Annotated in this window: 17 protein-coding genes and 1 other RNA gene; 14 read left to right on the top strand and 4 right to left on the bottom strand. The window is 35.6% G+C overall.

Annotated features, from left to right (window positions below; translation table 11 throughout):
* The first annotated feature begins 2 nt into the window (after positions 1–2).
* The 5 genes from EZV73_RS24685 (at position 3) to EZV73_RS24665 (ending at position 6,527) form a co-directional block, all read left to right on the top strand.
* Entirely contained in the window at positions 3–1,754 is a 1,752-nt protein-coding gene (locus EZV73_RS24685) for an ABC transporter ATP-binding protein (RefSeq protein WP_240843123.1), read from the top strand.
* Positions 1,751–2,422 carry a response regulator transcription factor gene (locus EZV73_RS24680; RefSeq protein WP_240843122.1) on the top strand — a complete coding sequence of 224 codons (672 nt, stop codon included), beginning with the start codon at positions 1,751–1,753 and terminating at the stop codon, positions 2,420–2,422. The genes EZV73_RS24685 and EZV73_RS24680 overlap by 4 nt, the downstream gene beginning before the upstream one ends.
* On the top strand, positions 2,412–3,770 hold the full coding sequence (locus tag EZV73_RS24675) for a cell wall metabolism sensor histidine kinase WalK (RefSeq protein ID WP_240843121.1): 1,359 nt from the start codon (positions 2,412–2,414) through the stop codon (positions 3,768–3,770). Before EZV73_RS24680 ends, EZV73_RS24675 begins: the two co-directional genes overlap by 11 nt.
* A 121-nt stretch (positions 3,771–3,891) precedes the next feature.
* Complete coding sequence (locus EZV73_RS24670; RefSeq protein ID WP_240843120.1) at positions 3,892–5,139, top strand: amidohydrolase family protein; 1,248 nt, start codon at positions 3,892–3,894, stop codon at positions 5,137–5,139.
* Positions 5,140–5,261: 122 nt separating this feature from the next.
* A complete protein-coding gene (locus tag EZV73_RS24665) occupies positions 5,262–6,527 on the top strand; it encodes a S41 family peptidase (protein ID WP_240843119.1) in 1,266 nt (421 codons plus the stop codon).
* 25 nt (positions 6,528–6,552) lie between these two features.
* On the opposite strand, the gene EZV73_RS24660 is transcribed toward EZV73_RS24665, so the two are convergent.
* The gene (locus EZV73_RS24660) at positions 6,553–7,593 is read right to left on the bottom strand and encodes a flagellar brake protein (RefSeq protein WP_240843118.1); all 1,041 of its coding nucleotides are present in this window, start codon (positions 7,591–7,593) and stop codon (positions 6,553–6,555) included.
* 8 nt (positions 7,594–7,601) lie between these two features.
* Positions 7,602–8,288 carry a HisA/HisF-related TIM barrel protein gene (locus EZV73_RS24655; protein WP_240843117.1) on the bottom strand — a complete coding sequence of 229 codons (687 nt, stop codon included), beginning with the start codon at positions 8,286–8,288 and terminating at the stop codon, positions 7,602–7,604.
* A 121-nt stretch (positions 8,289–8,409) separates the two neighbouring features.
* Here EZV73_RS24655 and EZV73_RS24650 point away from each other — a divergent pair, with 121 nt between their 5' ends.
* The 6 genes from EZV73_RS24650 (at position 8,410) to EZV73_RS24625 (ending at position 13,178) form a co-directional block, all read left to right on the top strand.
* Positions 8,410–8,739, top strand: coding sequence for a single-stranded DNA-binding protein (locus tag EZV73_RS24650; RefSeq protein ID WP_240843116.1), 330 nt, complete (start codon positions 8,410–8,412; stop codon positions 8,737–8,739).
* 164 nt (positions 8,740–8,903) lie between these two features.
* Positions 8,904–9,515: a hypothetical protein gene (locus EZV73_RS24645; protein WP_240843115.1), complete on the top strand. Its 612-nt coding sequence runs from the start codon at positions 8,904–8,906 to the stop codon at positions 9,513–9,515.
* Between the two features lie 38 nt (positions 9,516–9,553).
* Complete coding sequence (locus tag EZV73_RS24640; protein WP_240843114.1) at positions 9,554–10,414, top strand: RluA family pseudouridine synthase; 861 nt, start codon at positions 9,554–9,556, stop codon at positions 10,412–10,414.
* Between the two features lie 4 nt (positions 10,415–10,418).
* Complete coding sequence (locus EZV73_RS24635) at positions 10,419–11,447, top strand: nucleoid-associated protein (protein ID WP_240843113.1); 1,029 nt, start codon at positions 10,419–10,421, stop codon at positions 11,445–11,447.
* Between the two features lie 39 nt (positions 11,448–11,486).
* A non-coding RNA gene (ssrS, locus tag EZV73_RS24630) (6S RNA) lies at positions 11,487–11,659 on the top strand.
* A 49-nt stretch (positions 11,660–11,708) separates the two neighbouring features.
* Positions 11,709–13,178, top strand: coding sequence for a PLP-dependent aminotransferase family protein (locus EZV73_RS24625; RefSeq protein WP_240843112.1), 1,470 nt, complete (start codon positions 11,709–11,711; stop codon positions 13,176–13,178).
* An 8-nt stretch (positions 13,179–13,186) separates the two neighbouring features.
* Here the strand turns inward: EZV73_RS24625 and EZV73_RS24620 are convergent, their stop codons facing one another.
* Both EZV73_RS24620 and EZV73_RS24615 read right to left on the bottom strand, forming a co-directional pair.
* Positions 13,187–13,648 (bottom strand): polymer-forming cytoskeletal protein, encoded by a 462-nt coding sequence (locus tag EZV73_RS24620; RefSeq protein ID WP_240843111.1) that lies wholly within the window; start codon positions 13,646–13,648, stop codon positions 13,187–13,189.
* 8 nt (positions 13,649–13,656) lie between these two features.
* Complete coding sequence (locus EZV73_RS24615; RefSeq protein ID WP_240843110.1) at positions 13,657–14,670, bottom strand: M23 family metallopeptidase; 1,014 nt, start codon at positions 14,668–14,670, stop codon at positions 13,657–13,659.
* A 224-nt stretch (positions 14,671–14,894) separates the two neighbouring features.
* Between EZV73_RS24615 and EZV73_RS24610 the strand changes: the two genes are divergently transcribed.
* The 3 genes from EZV73_RS24610 (at position 14,895) to EZV73_RS24600 (ending at position 21,773) form a co-directional block, all read left to right on the top strand.
* Positions 14,895–15,338, top strand: a complete 444-nt coding sequence (locus EZV73_RS24610; RefSeq protein ID WP_240843109.1) for a MarR family winged helix-turn-helix transcriptional regulator — start codon at positions 14,895–14,897, stop codon at positions 15,336–15,338.
* A gap of 92 nt (positions 15,339–15,430) precedes the next feature.
* Entirely contained in the window at positions 15,431–20,758 is a 5,328-nt protein-coding gene (locus EZV73_RS24605; protein WP_240843108.1) for a diguanylate cyclase, read from the top strand.
* A 10-nt stretch (positions 20,759–20,768) separates the two neighbouring features.
* Positions 20,769–21,773: a LacI family DNA-binding transcriptional regulator gene (locus EZV73_RS24600; protein ID WP_240843107.1), complete on the top strand. Its 1,005-nt coding sequence runs from the start codon at positions 20,769–20,771 to the stop codon at positions 21,771–21,773.
* Positions 21,774–21,775: the final 2 nt, after the last annotated feature.

Raw genomic sequence — 21,775 nt, 5'->3', positions numbered from 1 at the left:
TGATGTTTAGAAAATTTGCGTCTTATTATAAACCACATATGAGAATTTTCATCATAGACTTAGTCTGCGCTATGGTGGTGGCAGCAGTGGATTTGATTTTCCCTGCCCTGTCGGGTATGTACGTCGATGATTTTATTCCAAATAAAAACACCCACATGATGCTTGTCTTTGCAGGTGTGATACTGGCTATGTATCTTGTCAGAGTAGGGTGTAACTTTTACATAAATTACTGGGGCCATGTTATGGGTTCAAGAATTCAATACGATATGAGAAAAGAGCTGTTTTCTCATCTTCAATCTTTACCTTTTAAGTTCTTCGATGACAATAAAACAGGTAAGATTATGAACCATATGACGTCTGATTTAGCAGAGGTTTCAGAGCTTGCACATCATGGACCTGAAGATATATTTTTATCAACTTTGATGCTGGTCGGGTCTTTCATACTCTTATTTATGAAAAATGCTGCCCTTGCAGGCATTTTGATGTTCTGTGTAGCAGTCCTATTGATTTTTACGCTTTCTAGAAGAAAAAAAGTAACAGAAGCCTTTAGAGATACCAGAAGAAAACAAGCTGAAATCAACTCACAGATAGAAAACTCTATTTCTGGTATTCGATTAACCCAGTCATTTTCTAATGAGGAGTATGAATCAGATAAGTTTGATATAGCCAATGTTCAATACAGAGATTCTGTTAAAAGAGCCTTTAAGCAGATGGGGATTTATTCTACAGGAACTCACTTTTTAGCAGACCTTTTAGGTGTTGTTATAATTGTAATCGGTGGTCTTTTTGTTGCCTATGAAAGAATGTCTATGGGAGAACTGGTAACTTTCTTACTCTATACTTCCATATTCATCCGTCCGGTAAGAAGACTTATTGACTTTACCCAGCAGCTTCAAAGAGGTATGACAGGTTTTGAAAGAGTTTATGGTATTTTAAACATTGATCCAGATATCAAGGATTCTGAAAATGCCAAACCTCTTAAAGACGTGAAAGGCAGCATTGAGCTTGAAAATGTGACATTTTCATATGAGAGTGACCATATCAATGTTTTAAAGGATTTCAGTCTGTCTATAGAAGAAAAGAAAACACTGGCACTTGTTGGACCATCTGGTGTTGGTAAAACAACCATTTCTCAGATTATCCCAAGATTTTATGACGTCAATCAAGGTGATATTAAAATAGACGGTCATTCAGTAAAGGACGTTACCCTAAGTTCACTTAGAAAAAATATAGGTATTGTACAACAGGATGTCTTCTTGTTTTATGGTACAATTAGAGACAACATCTTATATGGTAATCCAGAAGCAGGTGACGATATGATTATAGAGGCAGCGAAAGCTGCAAATATTCATGACTTTATTATGTCATTACCTAAAGGCTATGAGGCTATGATCGGTGAAAGAGGCGTTAAATTATCTGGTGGTCAGAAACAAAGATTGGCCATCGCAAGAGTATTTCTTAAGAATCCGCCGATTCTAATCCTAGATGAGGCCACATCGTCTTTAGATAATGCAACAGAACTTGCGATTCAAGCTTCCATAGAAAGACTGGCTAAAGACCGTACAACGGTCATCATTGCCCATAGACTTTCTACAATTAAGAATGCTGATGAAATCATTGTTTTGTCTGATGACGGCATCGTTGAACGTGGTAACCATGATGTGTTAATTGAGGAAAATGGGGTATACAGTGAATTGTATCATGCCCAGTTCAAAGGATTTATTCCAGATAAAATAAGTAAGGAAATTGTATGAAGCACATATTAGTAGTGGATGATGAAAAGAACATTAGAGATTTGATTGAAAAGTATTTGGTTGCCTCAAATTACAAGGTAACCACTTATGGTGATGCAAAGTATTTGGTAGAAGAAGTCAGACGTTTAAGTCCAGATTTGATCGTCTTAGACATCATGATGCCAAACTCTAATGGTTTAGATGTTTGCAAGGAAATTAGAAAATTCTCTGAGATACCCATTATATTTGTATCGGCTAAAGATGAGGAGTTTGATAGGATTCTCGGTCTTGAGCTAGGTGCTGATGACTATCTTAGCAAGCCATTTAGTCCAAGAGAGCTGGTTGTTAGAGTAAAAAACATTTTCAGAAGGCTCAATAATAAGCCTAAGGAAGATCTTATAAAAATCAAGGATATCCTTATTGATAAAGAAAGGCGTTCTATTAGGGTTTTAGATCAAACTTTAAAAACAACTCAGAAAGAATATGAGTTGATGGTTTATATGGCTGAAAATGCCAACCATTCTCTTTCAAGAGATCAAATGATTGAAGAAGTATGGGGTTATGACTTTGATGGTGACACAAGGGTTGTAGACGACTTGGTCAAACGATTGAGAAAAAAACTGACCAGCTTAGACTCAAGTCTTACAATTGAAACGGTTTGGGGGTTTGGATATAAAATTGAAACGTAAAAGACAAATCAACAAAAGGATTCTAGCGAGTTTTATACTTGTTCTGATCATTACTTTTTTCATCTCAATACTAGTATATAGCGCTATATCAAAGCAGTATATCATTAAAGAAAGTAGGGCAGAATTAAGAAGAGTTGCAGTGACGACAGAATCCATTATGGAAAGGTTCTTAACTAGGAATGCTTCTTCTAACTTAAAAGCCATTAGACTGATCCAGGAAGTTGAACAATTTAACAAGGTTTTAGAGACTGAAGTAATCATACTTGGAGACAACAACAAACTGGTTTACACAAGTGTAGAGGATATTAAAACTGAAAATGTAAAGAACTTATTAGAGACGGCTAGACTAAATGACGAGGAGTATGTTTTTATCAATCATGATTTAAATCTTAAAGACACTTCTTATAAGTCCATGATTCTTTATAAGAAGTATGACGATATCAAGCGTGTCAGAGGCCTTGGGATTATGTCTTTGATCATCAGTTTTGCTGTTGGTGCAGTCCTTGCCCTTATTGTTGGGATTTATCAGAGTCAGAAAATCTATAAACCTATCAAAAGTCTTAAAGATACCATGCAGCTTTATATGAAGGATAAATCTGAGGTTGAGGTGAACTATTCCAATGATGAAATTGAAGAGTTGTCCCTTATATTCAAGAAGTTAACAGATAAGATCAACAACTTGGATATGAGACAAAAGCAGTTTTTCCAAAATTCATCTCATGAGCTAAAGACGCCACTGATGTCCATTCAAGGATATGTAGAAGCCATTAAAGATGGTATCGTGACAGGTGAGGAAAAAGATAAGAGCTTAGACATCATCATCTCTGAAACTCAGAGACTGAAAAATATCGTTGATGATGTGATTTATCTTTCAAAGGTGGACTCACTTGAAGAAAACTTCATCATGAGCAACCACAGTTTACTGGACATCATAAATGATGCCAAAGAAGTTGTAACACCATTTTTAACAGCTTCTGATTTAGATTTTGAAGTCAACTGTGATCCTTCTTTAGACATATATTGTGATTATGACAAGATTAAGCGTGTCTTTATCAACTTGATCAGCAATGGTTCAAGGTATGCCAAAAGCAAGATTGTTGTTAATGCTGCTATCCATGATGCACGCCTTGTGATAGATGTTATTGATGATGGCCAAGGCTTTGACTATGGTCAAGAAGCAAGTGTTTTTGACCGTTTTTATAAAGGAAAAAAAGGCGGTTCTGGCATTGGACTGGCCTTAACCAAAGAGATTGTAGAAAAGCACGGTGGAAAAATAAAAGCCATCAACCATATGAACTATGGTGCAGTTTTTAATATGGAATTTCCGGTAGACAAAAAGAAACAGTAATCTGTTTCTTTTTTCATATTCGGGGTAAATTTATTGTGAGTTCTTAACAAATAATGAAAGAGTTTTTTTTCTGAGTTTGAAAAATATATACAAATACTTCATCATGAATATGAGGTGTACAATGAAATTATTTAAAGGAAACATTATATTTACAAAAGAAAAACAAGCATTTGACATTATAGAAGATGGTTTTATTTTATCCGATGAGGGCAAGGTTCTTGAAGTGGGACATGGATTAGATGATAAATATCCTGACCTTGAAGTGATTGACTATTCAAACCATCTATTGATACCAGGTTTTGTAGACCTGCACTTTCACGCTGTTCAATATGGTAATTTAGGTATTGGACTAGACGAAGAGCTTTTAGACTGGCTGAATGATTATACATTTAAAGAAGAAGCCAAGTTTCAAGATTTAACTTATGCGAGAGCAATCTTTGATAAGGCAATCAATCATATGATTGCATCAGGGACAACAAGGATGGTCTTCTTTTCTTCCATTCATCAAGCTGCGGCAGAACTCTTGATGGACTTATGCAGTGAAAAAGGGGTGGGTGCTTTTGTTGGCAAAGTCAACATGGATAGAAATGCACCGGACAGTCTTCTAGAAGACAGTGATCAGTCCCTTGAAATTACAAGGTATCTGCTTGAAAATGATCGTGAAGAGGCAAAGGCTATTATCACACCTAGATTTGTACCATCGTGTAGCAAGGACTTGATGGACCGCTTGGGTGAGCTTGCTTCAAAGGGCTATCCTGTTCAAACACATATTTCTGAAAATGAAAGTGAAATAGAGTGGGTTAAATCACTCCATCCAGAGGCAAAAAACTATTTAGATGTTTATGACAAGGCAGGCTTGATAACAGACAAGACCATTTTGGCCCACTGCGTCTTCTGTACTGAAGAAGAAAGACAGGTTATCTTTGATAAGAAAGCATTTGTTGCCCATTGTCCTGCAGCCAATTTCAATCTGACGTCAGGTATTATGAATGCCAAACTCTATTTAGATAAGGGCATACGCATCGGTCTAGGTACAGATGTTGGAGCGGGTCATACACCATCTATCAGACAAGTAATAGTAGAAGCCATTAAAATGTCTAAGGTCAACCATATGATGGACAAGACCATGCCGGTCTTATCACTGAGCGAGGCCTTTTATATGGCCACTAAGGGTGGTGGTCAATACTTCGGTAAAGTTGGTTCTTTTGAAAAGTCTTATGATCTAGATATGTTGGTTATAAAGCCTGATGACCTATCGCTTACTAGAAATATGCCTATCTTGAATCAGTTACAGAGATTCATTTATGCTGGAGACAATCTTATGATTTCAGCTGTCTATTGTAAGGGTAAAAGATTAAACGCTTATTAAATAAATAAAGATATTATGAATTTAAATGCAGCTACTCGTATAATAAATGTGTAGCTGCTTTTGTATATCAGTAGATTCTATTGTATACTTAGAAAGATAGCAGAAAGTTAAGGAGTATTAATATGAAAAAGTCAATCAGCTTAGTAGTAGTATCGGTATTGGCAACGGCAATCATTACAGCAGCATTTTCTGTATTTGTCCTGTTTCCAATGATGACACCAGAACCTGTTCCTGTAACTGAAAGTCCTACTGTAGAAGCAGAAGGTATTTCTGAACCAGAAAAGACAGATGATGAAGATGTTGTAAAAGTCAACAAAGACGATTATGAATATTTGGTTTCATTATATGATAAGTATAAGAAAGCGGAAGCTTTAGAGCAATATATTAGAGAAAACTATTATCAGGATGTTTCAGAAGTAGACTTTATGTCTGAAATGCTAAAAGGTATGTTTAGAGCCTTAGACGATCCATATTCGGTTTATTTCACACCTAAAGAGTTTAAAGACTACAACGACTCAGCAAGAGGTGAATACGATGGCATCGGTGTGGTGGTTTCACCAGGTGAAGACGGTTATATCACAGTTGTATCTCCTTTCCAAGGTTCACCGGGTTTTGAAGCTGGTATAAAGCCAAATGATAAGATTTTACAAGTAGATGGTGTTGAGTATTCAGCAGAAGAGTTAGAAGAAGCAGTCAGCAATATCAGAGGTCCTGCCGGTACAGTGGTGACACTGACAATCAGACGTGACTTAGATACTTTTGATGTAGAAGTTGAAAGAAGAAAAATCATTTTAGAAGCAGTCAACTCTGAAGTATTGGATAACAATATAGGCTATATCCAAATGACTTCATTTGACCAAGACGTGGCTGAAGAACTAAGACAACACTTAGATACTTTAGAAGCACAAAACATTGAAGGTCTTATTCTTGATTTAAGATTCAATGGTGGTGGTTATCTGAACCAATGTTTACAAGTAACAGATATGTTAATTGGTGAAGGTGTTATTGTTAAGACAAAAGATAATCAGGGGAATGTAGACATCGATTATTCTGATGCAGATAAAATTGATTACCCACTTGTTATCATCGTTAACGAAGGTTCTGCAAGTGCATCTGAGATCTTGACAGGTGCAGTTAAAGACAATGAAGAAGGTACTATTGTAGGTACAACTACATTTGGTAAAGGTTTGGTTCAGACAATGTTACCACTGATTACATTTGATGAATCAGGTTTCAAACTTACAATTGAACAGTACTTTACACCAGACGATCACTACATCAATGAAATCGGTATTGAACCGGATGTAGTCATAGAAGATGATACAGAGACAGAAGAAGATGAACAATTGAATAAAGCCATTGAAATCATGATGGAGAAAATTAATTAAGGATTGTCAGATGACAATCCTTTTCTTATATAACAACTTGATAAGTGACGATAACACCCAGTGCAAGCATTAGCTGTATGAGATATTGAATGTTGATAACATTCTTAGGTTTTTTATTGAACAGATTATTCATTGAAAAACCTATACCGATGCAGAAGAGTAAGATCCAGGCAACTTGATTGGCTGTCATAAGATACTCTGGCTTAAAAGACCTTGTAAACTCTCCAAAGAAGAAGTTGATGCCCTTGTTGTTGTCTCTAAAGGCATTCATCAGATAAGAGTAACTGATCAGTGTAATTACCCAGGTTAAGATGGGCGAAATACGAATGATTTTTTCTAGATTACTCATAGAAAAGAAATCAGAGTAATGTTGATCGGTATCTAGTATGGAAACATAGTCATCCATTTCAACTTGCTTTCTAATGGCCTCGCTTTGCTTGGCGAAAATGTACTTCAGAAGCAGGCTGATTTGGGAGTTCTTTATATTCACAAAAGAACCCCTAAGTTCATAACGATAAGTATGATCTGGATCTGGATTGCATTCGATTACTTTTGTTTTGAGTTCAAGTATTTTTTCATCCACATCAAGCATGAGGGTAATCTCAGATGAAGCTGGAATCTTTTTATTGATATAACCTCTAATGCCATTGGCACTTAAGTCTTTTGACAACATATCAATTTCGTCGCCATCGTAGTTCAGTTTCATATTCTTAATCAAAGGCAGTCTGAAGTAGTTACGTCTCTGAATGGCCTTAAAGCTACCATTTTTTTGAATGGTCACGGTAGATATATTGCCATCTCTTTCACGGTCAATGACTTTACATCTGCATGAAAAAATATCATATTTGTCTACAGTTGGATACTTATAGACTGTGATAAGATTAAATCCTTCTCCTATTCTAAGAGGGTAAGGCTTGCCTTGAAAGACAGGTGAAAACAACTTGAGAACTGATTCACTTGTCAGGTCTTCGACAATTGTTTTTAGCTTAATCATATTTTGCCTGTTGTCTAGTATCTCCATTTCTACAAGAGAGCCTACTTTTAGATTGTTAAAAGAAAAGTTCATACAAACTCCTAATTTGCTAATATTTCTTCGTAAAGTGCTGTACCCATGACAACACCATAAACAGATACTTCTTTAATAATTTCTAAGTCTTCTTTTCTGATACCACCTGATAAGATGATTTTTTCATTTGGATACTTGCTTAATTTTTCTACAAATGACATATCCACGCCTGATTTTGTACCGTCTCTAGATATATCAGTGATAATGATTTTGTTGATATGAACAAGCGAAAGAGTCTTAAGAAACTCATCAAGTGATATAAATGAATTTTCTTCCCATCCTTCAATATAAACATTGTCCTTATAAATATCAGCTGCAACAACAATACTTTCAGGATATGCATCTATCAACTGAATCAATAGTTCTTGATCTTTAACTGCTGAAGTACCTAGTACCAAATAGTCTATACCAAGTTCAATGACTTTTTTACCTGTTTCAAAAGTTCTGATACCGCCACCAAAATAAATTGGTTTTTTAGTAGCTTGACGCATATCTTTTAATAAGTCAAACATATTTGTCTGACCAGAAAATACACCATCTAAATCAGTTATTTGCACAGTATCAATAGATGATTCTTCAATTCGCCTACAAATTTCACTTGGGCTTGCATCATGAATTGCAGGAAGTGAATTGACGCCACTTGCAAGATGTGCACAAGATTGATTTTTTATATCGAGTCCAGCAATAATTTTCATGATAATTTCCTTTCTATATTATAATTATACTCTATATTATAAATTTCTATCAAATATTTTTATTTTCCAGTATTTGACAAAAGTTTTTATTAGATGTAAAATATTTACAGGAGGTAAAAATATGAATACAGTTCACTTAATAGGAAGACTCACTTCAGACCCATTAATCACTGAGTTAGAGTCAGAACATGTTGTAGCAAAGTTCAATATAGCAGTAGATAAAGTCATGTCTACAGAAAGAAAGGAAAAGCTTATTGAAGATGGCAAACCAGTTGCTAATTTCCCTAGAGTCCAAGCCTGGGGCAAGCAGGCCAGACTGGTAGAAGAATACCTGACAAAAGGGAAAATGGTCGGTATCGTCGGTGAACTTCAAACCGATGTTTATGAAAACAGCGATGGTGAAGCCAGATACACAACTGTGGTGAATGCCAGCCAAATTAAATTCTTGTAAGTTTGGACCTATTAGGTCCTTACTTTATTTGAAATTAGAGCTTTTAAAGTCTTATATTTCTAATTGGTTAAATTTTATGCACTCTTTTAAAATGACTTTTATATCTTACATTTATTTGCTATAATAAAAATAGTTTAGAATATTTAAGAGGGATGGGTACACGGTTGAAAACTAGAATAAGCGGTATAAGAGGTTATCTTACTAGACTTGAGTATTCATATGACTCAATGTCAAAACATCAGTTTGACAGTGAATTAGATGAAGTGATCAAGCTAATGGATATTTTAAAAGATGAAGCCTCAAGATATTATAAAGAAAAAAGCTTTGATCAATATAGTATTACAGAAAACGACGACGATGATGCCGATCGTGGTGTTATTTATACAGTCATTAATTCTATTCCATTTTTAGTGAAAAAAGTGGAAACAGATGATATATATGAAGACAATTATTTAGTTGCTTTTTGCGAAGAACGTACAAGAGAACTGATGAAGGCCAAAGCCATTAATACACACAATGACTTTTGGAAGCAACATCAAACTGTAGCAGGTAATGTATACGGTTCTGTTCCTAGCGAGCTTTTAAGAAAAGAAAATGTAGAAACTTTGAGAGATTATGATTGGTTGGACGTTGAAGTTGATATCATTGATTTTAAAGTGAGTGGCTACAATAAGGACAGAATATTAAAGTATGTTTCAGAGAACTTCAGATCATACATTATCGTAGATGAAATTAGGACCAACTCCTTGTTGGTACTAAGATACAATGAAGCTTAAAGACGGTCGGAGGGCTGTCTTTTATATTGTGGGTGGATATGAAAATAACTTATAAAGTTGAAAGTGAAAAAACATTGATTCAGGTTTTACGTGAAGACATGGATCTGTCGAGCAGAATCATTAGAAGACTCAAAAGAGAGAAGAAGGTCACGGTAAATGATATGGTCATATCATTTAATGCGAGACTTAGAGTTGGCGACCAGGTGGTTGCAAACCTGCCGAAAGAGGAGAATATCTTTAATCCTGAAGATATACCTATCGATGTAAGATATGCAGATGATCATTTTTTAGTCATTAACAAACAAGCCTTTCTGGTGGTGCATCCTACAAAAGGCCATCCTTTTGGTACCATTGCCAATGGTCTTGCCCAGTATATGTTGGATCAAGGTGATGAATATAAGATTCGCTTTGCCAATAGGCTGGATAGAGACACATCAGGTCTTATGATTGTCTGCAAATCTGGTTTTGGTCATAAGATCATTTCAGACCAAATGCATCAAAATACCATGATTAAAGAATATGATGCCCTTGTGATGGGCCAAGTATCAAATGATCAAGGCACCATTAAGAAACCTATCGGCAGAGCCTATGAGGACAGTATTCACAGAATCGTCAGACCAGATGGTGCCCCATGTGTGACCCATTACAAGGTTATGAAAAGGTTTGAAGATAGGACTTGGTTAAGAATAAGAATAGAAACAGGTAGAACCCACCAAATAAGGGTACATATGAAACACCTTGGTCATAGCATTATGGGAGATGTCTTGTATGGTGGCAACCATGAAGCCATCAACAGACAAGCCTTACATGCCTGTCACTTGGTTTTTAAAGATGCAAATGGAAAACAAGTAGATGTTGAGGCAGACATGCCTGAAGATATGAAGAGATTAATGGAGTAAGTTTATGAGATATATAAAAGATATTATGCTGGAAAAAGCCATTTTGCATGTAATCGATTCTCATGCAGATGAAGCAATTTTAACAGAAAAAGAGCTGTCAATTAATGAAGAAGTTGAAGAGTTTGTTAGAAAGCATGTTTTAAGGTCTTTAAATGATGATGAAACATTTACCTGTCGTTTTTTCTCTGAAAATGTGACATGTGCTCAAGCGGTACATACAGTTGTAGAAGATAACGACAAATTTGTAGATGTCAGTAAAGTTCTGACAGAGCACATGTTTCAAGCCATCAAACACTCAGATATCCCAGCGGGCGATATGCTCTATGTACAATACATTGCTGATGAGCAAAGATGTTTTGGTATTTTAAAGCTGGATTATCAAATGTCTTATATGCATAACATTGCCTTTGAAGATGAAAACTTATGTATCAACTTGGTTTCTCAAGAGGTTGGTCTGCCTAATTTAGGTCAGCGTCTTAAAAAGTGTGCTTTTTTTACAAAAGCACCTGAAAATCAAATTGAAATGATTGTACTTGATAAAAAGCAAAAAATAGAAGATGGCAATGAAAATTACTTTATAGAAGACTTTTTAGAAGCCGTACGCGTAACGGACGATACAGACCGTACCAGACGTTTTAAGGCAACTGTAGAAAAGTGGACACAAAAGAATCTAGCGGACCAAATAGAAGCAGCTGATACTGTAAGAGAGCTTGTTAATGAAACACTTTTATTAGAAGACAAGGTATCTGTGGATGAGATTGCCAGCCAAATGTTTGAAGATGTGCCTGAGATAAGAGAAAGTTTTAAGGAAGCTGTTGCAGAAGCTGGCTACAGAGAAGGTACAGAATTTGGCATTGATAAGACATGGGTAGAAAAGAAGATGAAGTCTAAGCAAATCAAGACAGATACTGGTGTTGTCATTCGTGGGGAGTTTGATTTCTTTAAAGATTCTCAAAGATTTATTGTCAAGAAAAATGGTGATGGCACCGTTGATTACATCATTAAAAACGTAAGAAATGTAAGTGAGAGGTAGTAGGTCTTTCTTTTTTAGACAAAAAGAGTTATAATGTTAATAAGCCTAGGATGTACGTTGTCATTTGAAATTCAACCACTGAATTTAGAATGGAATTTCGAGTCTTGATATTGAAGACATGCCAACAATGGACTTCGGAGATGTTGAGTAGATCATCCACCTGTTGAGGTGTGGTGTGAAATTTTACCTGCCGACGGCATCTCGGGTAAATTTGTTCTTATTTCATAAGGACATTTTTTTTACTTTTTTTTAGGAGGAATTATGATTCGACTTGAGGATATCAGTGTTGATAAATCTTTGAAGGAGCCACTTTATCAACAAATCGTTAACAAGATAAAAGATTTGATACAAAGTGGTCAGATAGAGGTTGAAGACAAGTTGCCGCCTATTAGGAGTTTAGCAAAACATTTGGGTGTCAACAATGTGACGGTTGTGACCGCCTATCAGTCACTGGCCGATGAAGAAATTACCTATAAAATCAGAGGTTCTGGGTCTTACATAGCACCGAAATCAGATGAGCTTTTAGCTCAGATTTCTGAGTTTGATAATGCAGAGAATCAGGTCTACAAGATGAAAGACAATCAGATGATCTTAAGTCAGGAGACCATTAACTTTGCAACGGCCACACCAAAGTCCAATCTATTTCCAGTTACAGATTTTAAAAAGGCCATCAATTTTGTTTTGGATAGGGATCTAGGAGAGGCTTTCGGTTACCAGGAAGCAAAGGGTTATCAATCACTAAGAGAATCCATCGCCTCATATTTAAGACATCAAAATATACAAACCAGATTAGAAAACCTTCAGATCATATCAGGTGCCCAGCAGGGGCTAGACATTGTTTCAAAGGCTGTACTTAATTACAACGATGTGGTTCTGGTTGAAGCACCAACTTATTCGGGGGCCATAGCATCCTTTAGGTCTAGAGGGGTAAAGATTGTACAGATTCCTATGCAGGTAGATGGTGTTAATATGACCAAGCTAGAGGAAATCATCAAACGTTATAAACCTAAGATGATGTATACCATGATCAACTGTCAAAATCCTACTGGTTTTTCCTATACCCATAAGAAAAAAGAACTCTTGTTAAAGCTTGCAAGTGAACATCATATGTATGTTTTAGAGGATGATTATGTCAGTGAACTGATTTATTCTAAGCAGAAGTCACTTTCTTTAAAGTCTTTGGATGTTCATGATAGGGTGATTTATATCAAGTCTTTTTCAAAAATATTGATGCCTGGTTTAAGACTTGGCTTTATGATAGTACCGGATACCTTAAATCAAACGGTCCTTAATGCCAAGCAAGCCACGGATATTTCAACGTCCGGTTTGATTCAAAAAGCTTTTGATGTTTATTTAAGAAATGGTCAGTGGGAAAAGCAGCTGTCCAATATGAAGAAAATCTATCAGAGAAAGTTTGATAAGATGGTGGAAGCCTTAAATGCTTATCTGCCTAGAAGTGTCCATTATTACGTGCCTAAGGGTGGCATACTCTTTTGGCTCGAATTGCCTAAAGGAAAAGACTCTAGAGACTTCTTTGAAAAGGTAAAACATAAGGAGGTGGCTTTTGTGCCAGGTGACATGTTTTATTATACAGATAGAAAAAGCAATGCCATTCGTTTAAGCATTGCCGCTGTTGCAGAAGAGGATATAGAGCTTGGTGTAAAGAAGCTTTCTCAAGCCCTTGTGGACTATTTGAATCAAGAAGCAGTAGAAAGATTGCCTATACTATAAAAGACCGTTTACACGGTCTTCTTTTGGTTTTGCTTATTTTGATCTTTGTTTTGATTGTTGTTTTTATTGTTTGGTACTTCCTTAGGTTTTGAGTTCTTTTCTGGTTGAACAGATTTCTTTTCCTTAGGATCTGGATTGATGTCACAGTTGCCCTTGAATACACCACCTTCTTCAATGGTGAAGCTTGTTACTGTAATATCACCCTTTAATGAACCAGACTTGTAGATCTTAAGTTGAGTATCACTGTGAACAGAACCTGTTACTTGACCAGAAATCTCACAGAAAACTGCTTCGATATCTGAGTTAACAACAGCATTAGCACCTATAATAACATCGCCTTTTGACTTGATGCTGCCTGAGACTTTTCCATCAATTCTTACTGAACCTTCACTAACGATATCGCCATCAACTGATGAATTCAATCCTACGATTACATCAAAATCCTTGCTTACGTTTTTCTTAAATGCCATACTGCCTCCTAGTTATCATATCTTAAGACCCCGATAGGATCAACTTGTTCATTATTGTAGTGAATCTCAAAGTGTAAGTGAGGTCCTGTAGATCTTCCAGTAGAACCAACTCTTGAAATAAGATCCCCCTTGTTAACAACATCGCCAACTTTAACGATGATAGAATCATTATGAGCATATACAGTTTCGTAGCCAAAGCCATGTGAGATAATAACAACTTTACCAAAGTCGCCACTCCAACCAGCAAAAGTTATAACACCAGAACCCGCAGCTTGTACCGCATCACCACGATTACCTGTAATATCAACACCGTAATGGAAAGAACGAAGTCCTGTGATAGGATGACGTCTATAACCAAAACCAGATGATATTCTACCTTCTAGAGGTACATTGTCTGGTAAACAGTCTAAATACTCTAACTCATCTTCAATTTCTGTTCTTAATGAAGAAGATTCTTCTTTCATAGAAGCAATAAGTGAAGACAGCTCGTCTTGTTTCTTAATTTCTTCGATATCCAGTTCTGCATCTTCATCGTCTTCATTTTGATAGTTTTCAATAGCCTGAATGCTTGTTCTGTCCAAAGATCGAGAGATTGGTACAGAAATATCAGAATTGTTTTCTTCGTTAAAAGACGCTATAACTGTCGTCATTTCGTTATATAAGTCATTAACGTCTGCAATTCTAGTGTTCAAGTATTCAAGAACATCTTCATTTTCGTTAATTAATTCGATGATTTCATCATCTTGTAAGGAAGTTCTCTTTTCAAGTGATGCAATTAACTCTAGATTAGAATTAACCTTAGTTGATAAATCTGTATTTTGACTATCTAATGCTTGAGATCTGTTGTAGTATGTCACGGATGTTATAGATACGAAAATGTTGAGAATGATAAAACCAACAATAAATGTGTAAGTTGCTAGAGAGTTGAGTCTGATCTGTTTTGTTGTTTTTGTGGTCTTAGGGATAATAAGAACTGTAAAGTCACTTAATATGAATTGCTTGAGTTTTTTTAAAAACTTCATAAAACACCTTTCCTAAAACATGATTTGCGTTATTTCTAATATAGCAGAAATTGCTTGAAATTTCAACAAAATCATTCAAAATCCCTATACGAGGGGGTTGGTAGGGGGATAAAACGATAAAATTGCCAATTTAAAAAGCTTGTCAAGGCGCTAAAAGACTGAATGACTTGTATTAAAACTTGTTATTTTATATAATAACTATAAGAGAGTATTTGGAGGGACGAATGAAAAAAGACGTTTTAGACGAGAAAGTAATAGGCATAGAAGAAAACTTTAGAAATGCAAGCTGGAGAATTAAATTAAAAGGTCGTGAGATTTTAGGCGATTTTGATATAACACCACCACAGTTTAATGCACTTTATATGCTGACATGTGATGATGGCAATATGACAATAGGCGAATTAAGTTCAAAAATGTACTTGGCGTGTTCTACTGTAACTGATTTATTAGACAGAATGGAAAGAAATCAATTGGTTGCAAGAGTAAAAGATGAAAAAGATCGTAGAGTTGTTAGGATTAAAGTCTTAGAAAAAGGGCATAATATGATTGAAGATGTTCTTGAAAATCGAAGAAAATATATAGCTGAGACTCTTGATGGTCTTTCTGACGATATGATTGACAGTGTCTTCGAAGTCATGAAGATGCTAAATGAAAAGATGAGTATATAGTCTGATTATATTGATAAGATTCATAGGTCTAGCAGATTTATGAATTTTTTTATTGATGTAGATATAGATTCTACCTGATTTGGAGGTTTCAAATGAAGCAAATCAATTATCGCTATAATGTAATAGAAATCATCTCTACCGATGCCTTCGGTGAAATACTTCTTGTAGAAGATATCAAGAATAAGATGCTCATGCATATGAGACTCTTTTCACCAGAGTTTTCACAAAATGAATTGATGATTCATTATCAGGTCAACTATGTTCATTATTCAACCATGGTTTATCCAAACTTATACAGAAACTATAAGTTTGATATTGTTAAAAATGTGGATAAAAAGGTGCAAAAGAGACGACAGTTCTTTTACACCTATGAAAAATCCATAGACCAAGAGATTGATTATATGGACTTAACAAGACAAGAAGCAATTGAGGTGCTGATTGAGATCAGTGCGGCTTTAAAATACCTTCATTTTAGGGGATATGTATACAAATACCTTACATTTGATCATATTCATATCTACAGAACAGACAACAATCGACTGACGGTTAAGTTATCCGATCTTGCCAGTGTTCAACTCTATAGAGATGTCATGCGTTCAGAAAAAACTTACCATCAGTTTATAGCGCCTGAAGTATTTTGGAAAGAACGCCACAATGCCCAGGCTGACATTTATTCACTCGGTATTGTTTTTTACTACTTGTATCACCGCTATTCATTTAAGAACAAGACTGTTGATGAAAGTCTGCGTAAAAATTTAAAGAATGCAGTAGATAAGATTGTTTCTCAAATGATCAGGTTGTCAGTCGTAGATGAAATCACATCGATAGATGACTTTGTTAAACATATAGACAAGCTCTTAAATATGTCCTTGATCATTGATGATAGAGAATATTATGAAAAGCTCCAGCTAAAGGCACCTATTTTAGAACGGTTTGATGAAAGAGCCTACTTCGTAAAAACGGTGGCAGATAAATTTAACAAGAATTCTGATGCAAATGGCATCATTATTTCTGGTGATATAGGCACCGGTAAATCAAGAATACTCGATGAAGCTGAAACCATCCTGAGATGGGAAGGCCACCGAGTGATTCGTGTAGATTGTCACAATCATAGCAGTGACTACAATATGATTGTAACTATTCTAAAACAGATTGTAGAGTTTGGTGATCTTAACCAAGAACTGATTATGAAGTATGGTTCAGAACTGGTTAAGTTTTTACCGGATTATGAAAAGATCTGGGGCGTTTTGCCTGCTGAACCTCTTGAAGAACACATTGAACAGATGAGAATTAGAAACCGTGTTCAAAACTTCTTAAGAGAGTATTCACATGTCAATCAAATTGTCTTTGTCTTAGATGATATGCATCAGTTAAACAATCATCAGATTGAACTTATGCATCATTTATTGATTACAAGAAAAGAAAACCAGTATTTCATTATCGGTTCTTATGAAACGGATAGTGAATACGTAGATATCTATAAGGAGTGGGAAGCTTCTTCTAAGATTCTTGTTAAAAAACTTAATAATTTTAATTACGATCAGGCTTCACAGTTTGTTTCTTCTTTACTCGGTGTGGGTCATAATCCTATAGAGCTTACCGCAAAAGTAATGCGTGATGCCAATGGTAATCTAAAGCAAATCAAGCAAATCGTCATGGATTTATTCAACAAGGGTTATTTGTATCTCAACAACAACCATGCTTGGCGATTAGATGACCAATACGATGAAGCTGATGCGGCCCAGAATTTTGAAGATATTGAAGCCATAGATGTTATTGATGACCATACTCAAGAAATACTTGATCATATATCCTTGTTTAAAAGTGCGGCATCTTTAGAACTTCTCTTGGGTCTATTACCAAATCAAAGTCAGACACTCAATGAAACATTAAAAGAACTGACTTCTATTGGTGTGTTAAAGATGAAGTACGATGACTATGGTGAAACTTATGACTTTTTAAATAAGTACATTAAGAAGAATCTAGTGGAGTCTTTGAATAAACGTTACAAAGAGCAGTTGCATTTAAAAATTGCCAATGCCCTTGAGCAGGATATGAAGAAAAATAACCTGCCATGTAACGAAGAGATCATTTATCACTTCTCTGGTGGTAATATGAAATCCAAGGCTGTAGAGTACTGTGTTATCTTAGCCAGTGATTTAGAAAAGAAACATATGTATCTGCAATCTATTGAGATTTACAATAAGGCGCTAGGCATCCTTCATTCTCAAACCAAAACATCCTTTATAGCAGAGATATATTATAAAATCAGCCGTGTTTATCACTTGATCGGTGAAAGTGAGTTGACTTTCAATTTCGCCTATAAGGCTTTAGATACAACCAGAGAATTCGAAAACCAAGAGACGGCTGCTAAAACCATGATCTTATTGGCTGATCAATATGCCAAAAGAAGAGACATGGTCAGATGTCGTCAGTACATTGAAACCATCATGGGCATGGTCAAACACTTAGATGACAAGAGTATCTATTTTGAAGTCCAGGTCATCGAACTTAAGCTGTCACTTTATGAAAATGACTTAGACAGGGTGGGTCAGATTTTAGACCAGATGCAACCTCTTGAAGAATATGAAAGAGCAGAGTATTTAACCTATGTAGGTTTGTTAAGTTTAAGATTAGGTGAACTCGGTGAGGCCTTGTCTGCTTTTAATGAAGCCAAGGGTATTTATGACTTGCATCCTCATCCATCGCCAACCAATATACTCATGCCTACTAATTTAATTGGTGAACTCTACGCATTTTATTTGGATGATTTAGAAGCGGGAAGATCTTATTTTTCATCTGTTATAGAAAAGTTAGAACTTTGGAATTTAAGATATGCTTCAGCGACTTATATCAGAAACCATGGTATGACCTATCTCTTACAAGATGATATACCACATGCTGAAAGAGCCTTTATTCATGCACTGGATATTGCTGAAAAGAACATGGATTCTTTTTCAAGGGCTGATGTATGTAAAAATCTTTGTCAGATGTATCTTAAGAGTGAAAATTATCAAAAGGCATCTTTTTATCTTAAGAAGCTTGAGTCTGAATACGAAGACTTTTACAACAACCATTTTGTTTCAGTAGACTTTTATATGATTCATATTGAGTTTTATCTTTATTTAAAAGACTACGACTTAGCATCACAGTGGTGTAAGAAGTTAAGAAATTCATCATTGAATGTTCAGCAAAAAGAAGAGTTTACCCTAAGGGTATTTGAATATGAAGTAGAGATATTTAGAAAACAGTACTTTAATTACACAGCCAATGTGGATTTAAAGTTTATAGAGGTTTTAGTTAAAACCCATTCCAATTTAATAGAAGCGAAGGTCGTAAGAACACTCATATTAAGACTTGCCATCAACTTGATGAACTACAAGAAGTACATAGATGTTCATTATCTACTGAAACTAGATGACGAGTTAAAGGTTGTTTTTGATACCCCTATGCTTTCTACAAGACATGATATTTTAAAGGGTGTTCTAAAGGACCAGCGTGTCGACTATTTTGAAGATTACTTGTCTGTAAATCTTGGTAAGCTGAGTCAAGAAAATGTATGGCTCTTGTATAAGATACTGGGTGATGAATATTATGACCATTATGATTATTATCAAGCCATCAAGTGTTACTTCAATGCCTTTAATGTTTTAAGGGATTTATCAGACTTTATTCCTAAAGACAATAAGGAAAATTATATTTTCTGTGATGAAGTCAAGCTGGATTTAAAGAGCAAGCTGAATAACATTCATAGAAAGCTTGTTGGCCATTCCTATAAAGAAAAAACAGTTTATACGGAGTTAGAAATTAGAAAGGCCGACGACTTCTTTGATCTAACCGATTATAAGAACTTTGTAATGAATAAGAGTGTCCAGTCAAGTATCGGGGACATATACAAGAAAAAACATGGTATCATCTTGGACTCTGTTTCGACTTTGATACAGAATTTCGGTAAAAATGAGATAGAAAATATCCAGTTGATTCTTAAGTACTGTACCCAGATTCTTATGGGAGACAGGGGCTATGTGTTTATACTAGATGATAATGGCGAAGTTAAAGAAGTGATTAAAAATAATCCGGACAGCCACGAACCTAATTTAGATGCTATTATCAAGTCATCCGTCAATATCAACAAGGGCCTATTGGTTCACTCGGTTTATGACCTGGTTAGAAACTATCCATTTTTAGGTGACCAAAAGGGACTCTTATGTATACCGATCATCAAGAGAGATGCAACCATCAGAAAAAGACGTTCTGATGACAGGGAAGACTTGGTAGATGTTAAAGGTTATATGTACATCGATGCCAAGGAGGCATTTAACAATTTCACTCAAGCACCATTTGAAGAGTGTATGTCTTTGATGAACATGCTTTACTTCTTTGTTGACAACTACAATTTAAAGCGTATCTCCACCATTGACAAATTGACAGAAGTTTATTTGAGATCATACTTTGAAGACATGTTTTCTAGACATCTTCAAAGAGCCAAAACAAATGCTGATCCTGTATCGGTTGTCATGCTGGATATAGATAAGTTTAAGAATATCAACGATACCTATGGCCATAGAAAAGGTGATGAAATCCTTTATAAGATGTGCCAGGTAATCAAGCAGACCGTCAGAGAAACAGACTTGATCGGCCGTTATGGTGGCGAGGAGTTTATCTTGGTATTTCCAAATACCAGCAAAGAAAATGCTTTGATCATCTGTGAAAAAATCAGAAAGGCTGTAGAATCAACGCCGTTTCTAAAGGATGATAAACCTGTTACCATTTCTTTAGGTGTTTCTTCTTATCCAGATTTGGGTCTTGTAGAGGAAGAGCTTATTGAAAAAGCAGACCAGGCTCTTTATGCTTCTAAAAACAATGGTAGAAATCAAACCACACTTTGGCACCCAGACTTAGGAGAAAGCAGGTTAAGATTTGACAAGCTTGCTGGTATCTTAGAAGGTAACATCTCAACGGACACAAGAAATGTCCAGGCCATCATCGATATTATGAATATTGTAAAGGACAATCAAGAGGTTGATAGTAAAATTGAGTTGATCCTAAAGACAGTATCAGATGTGTGTGAAGCACAGCAGATATCTCTTGTGGCTATAAAAGATCAAGAAATTGATAGTGTGAATACCAAATATACGGGTGATGATAAAATATATAAGACTCTCTTGGTAGACAAAAATATGATAATGAAGTATATTAATAAAAATAAAGCTGAATATTTTATAAATTGGAATGATACCAGTGAATTAGATGATAAGAATGTACCCAATTGGAAATCACTGATTGTTTCACCTTTAAGATATAAAGATGAAAACAAGGGTATCTTAATTGTGAGTGTGCCAATTTCAACCAAGGAGTTCAGCTTTAATACAACGAATTTTGTGAATGCAATTTCTGGTGTAATTGCAAGTATTATATAGGGAGGAAGATATGAGTATTACAATAAAAGACGTAGCCAAACAAGCCAATGTGTCAATTTCTACAGTTTCTCGTGTTATCAACGATTCAAAACCTGTGAGTGATGACATCAAAATGCGAGTAGTAAAAGTTATAGAGGAACTGGGTTACAAGCCTAATCCAGTAGCCAGATCATTGGTAACAAAGAAAAGCCGTTTAATCGGTGTTTTGATTCCGGATATTTCAGATCCATATATTGCAGAGCTTTTAAATGCCATTGAAGAAGTTGCCAAGACTTACGACTATGACATCATCTTATGTAACTCTTACGGTTCTTTGGAATCTGAAGAACACTACATGCATTTAATGCAAACCAAGCAAGTAGAAGGTATGCTATTTTTAACTTACAAACTGAGAACATCTCATAAGAACTTCTTTGAAAAATCACAGATGCCTGTTGTTATGATCAACAGAGATGCAAGTGAACTTAACTTGTCATCAGTATCTGTTAACAACTTTGATGCTGTTAGAGAGTTGACTTCAAAACTATTTGAAGATGGGCATGAAGACATCGTTTTAATTAGAAACGGTAAAGAAAGTGATGTCTTTGGACCAAGCCAATATGAAGGCTTCAAACAAGCCCATGAAGACCATGGCAAATCATTTGATGAAGAATCTGTTTATAATGGGTCTTTCCAAGTCAAGCATGCCTATGATATAGTAAGAGGGCTGATTCAAGACAAGAAGGTACCAGATGCGATTGTCGCAACAACAGATTCTATGGCAGTAGGTGCTATCAACTCACTTGTAGATGGTGGCTACAAGGTGCCTGAAGATGTTTCAGTAGCAGGATTTTATGATACTAAGATTGCAGAGCTATACCGTCCAAGACTAACAGCCATTCATCAGCCAATTTATGATATCGGTGCTGTTGCAATCAGACTATTGATCAAGCAGATTACAGGTGAAGCAAAAGAAACAACACATTTCTATTTACCTCATGATCTGATTGAACGTGAAAGTACACGTAAAAAGTAGAA

The organism is Acidaminobacter sp. JC074, assembly GCF_022496765.1.
GTDB lineage: Bacteria > Bacillota > Clostridia > Peptostreptococcales > Acidaminobacteraceae > JABXKX01.
The sequence above is the reverse complement of the archived record's forward strand: the minus strand, read 5'-3'. Positions and strand labels throughout refer to the sequence as shown.

Bases quoted from the DNA above. Each gene is read 5' to 3' on its own strand.
- EZV73_RS24650 (WP_240843116.1), top strand. From the start codon at position 8,410: ATGAATACAGTTCACTTAATAGGAAGACTCACTTCAGACCCATTAATC.
- EZV73_RS24670 (WP_240843120.1), top strand. From the start codon at position 3,892: ATGAAATTATTTAAAGGAAACATTATATTTACAAAAGAAAAACAAGCA.
- EZV73_RS24680 (WP_240843122.1), top strand. From the start codon at position 1,751: ATGAAGCACATATTAGTAGTGGATGATGAAAAGAACATTAGAGATTTG.
- EZV73_RS24610 (WP_240843109.1), top strand. From the start codon at position 14,895: ATGAAAAAAGACGTTTTAGACGAGAAAGTAATAGGCATAGAAGAAAAC.
- EZV73_RS24640 (WP_240843114.1), top strand. From the start codon at position 9,554: ATGAAAATAACTTATAAAGTTGAAAGTGAAAAAACATTGATTCAGGTT.
- EZV73_RS24665 (WP_240843119.1), top strand. From the start codon at position 5,262: ATGAAAAAGTCAATCAGCTTAGTAGTAGTATCGGTATTGGCAACGGCA.
- EZV73_RS24620 (WP_240843111.1), bottom strand. From the start codon at position 13,648: ATGGCATTTAAGAAAAACGTAAGCAAGGATTTTGATGTAATCGTAGGA.
- EZV73_RS24605 (WP_240843108.1), top strand. From the start codon at position 15,431: ATGAAGCAAATCAATTATCGCTATAATGTAATAGAAATCATCTCTACC.
- EZV73_RS24685 (WP_240843123.1), top strand. From the start codon at position 3: ATGTTTAGAAAATTTGCGTCTTATTATAAACCACATATGAGAATTTTC.
- EZV73_RS24615 (WP_240843110.1), bottom strand. From the start codon at position 14,670: ATGAAGTTTTTAAAAAAACTCAAGCAATTCATATTAAGTGACTTTACA.
- EZV73_RS24625 (WP_240843112.1), top strand. From the start codon at position 11,709: ATGATTCGACTTGAGGATATCAGTGTTGATAAATCTTTGAAGGAGCCA.
- EZV73_RS24655 (WP_240843117.1), bottom strand. From the start codon at position 8,288: ATGAAAATTATTGCTGGACTCGATATAAAAAATCAATCTTGTGCACAT.
- EZV73_RS24635 (WP_240843113.1), top strand. From the start codon at position 10,419: ATGAGATATATAAAAGATATTATGCTGGAAAAAGCCATTTTGCATGTA.
- EZV73_RS24660 (WP_240843118.1), bottom strand. From the start codon at position 7,593: ATGAACTTTTCTTTTAACAATCTAAAAGTAGGCTCTCTTGTAGAAATG.
- EZV73_RS24600 (WP_240843107.1), top strand. From the start codon at position 20,769: ATGAGTATTACAATAAAAGACGTAGCCAAACAAGCCAATGTGTCAATT.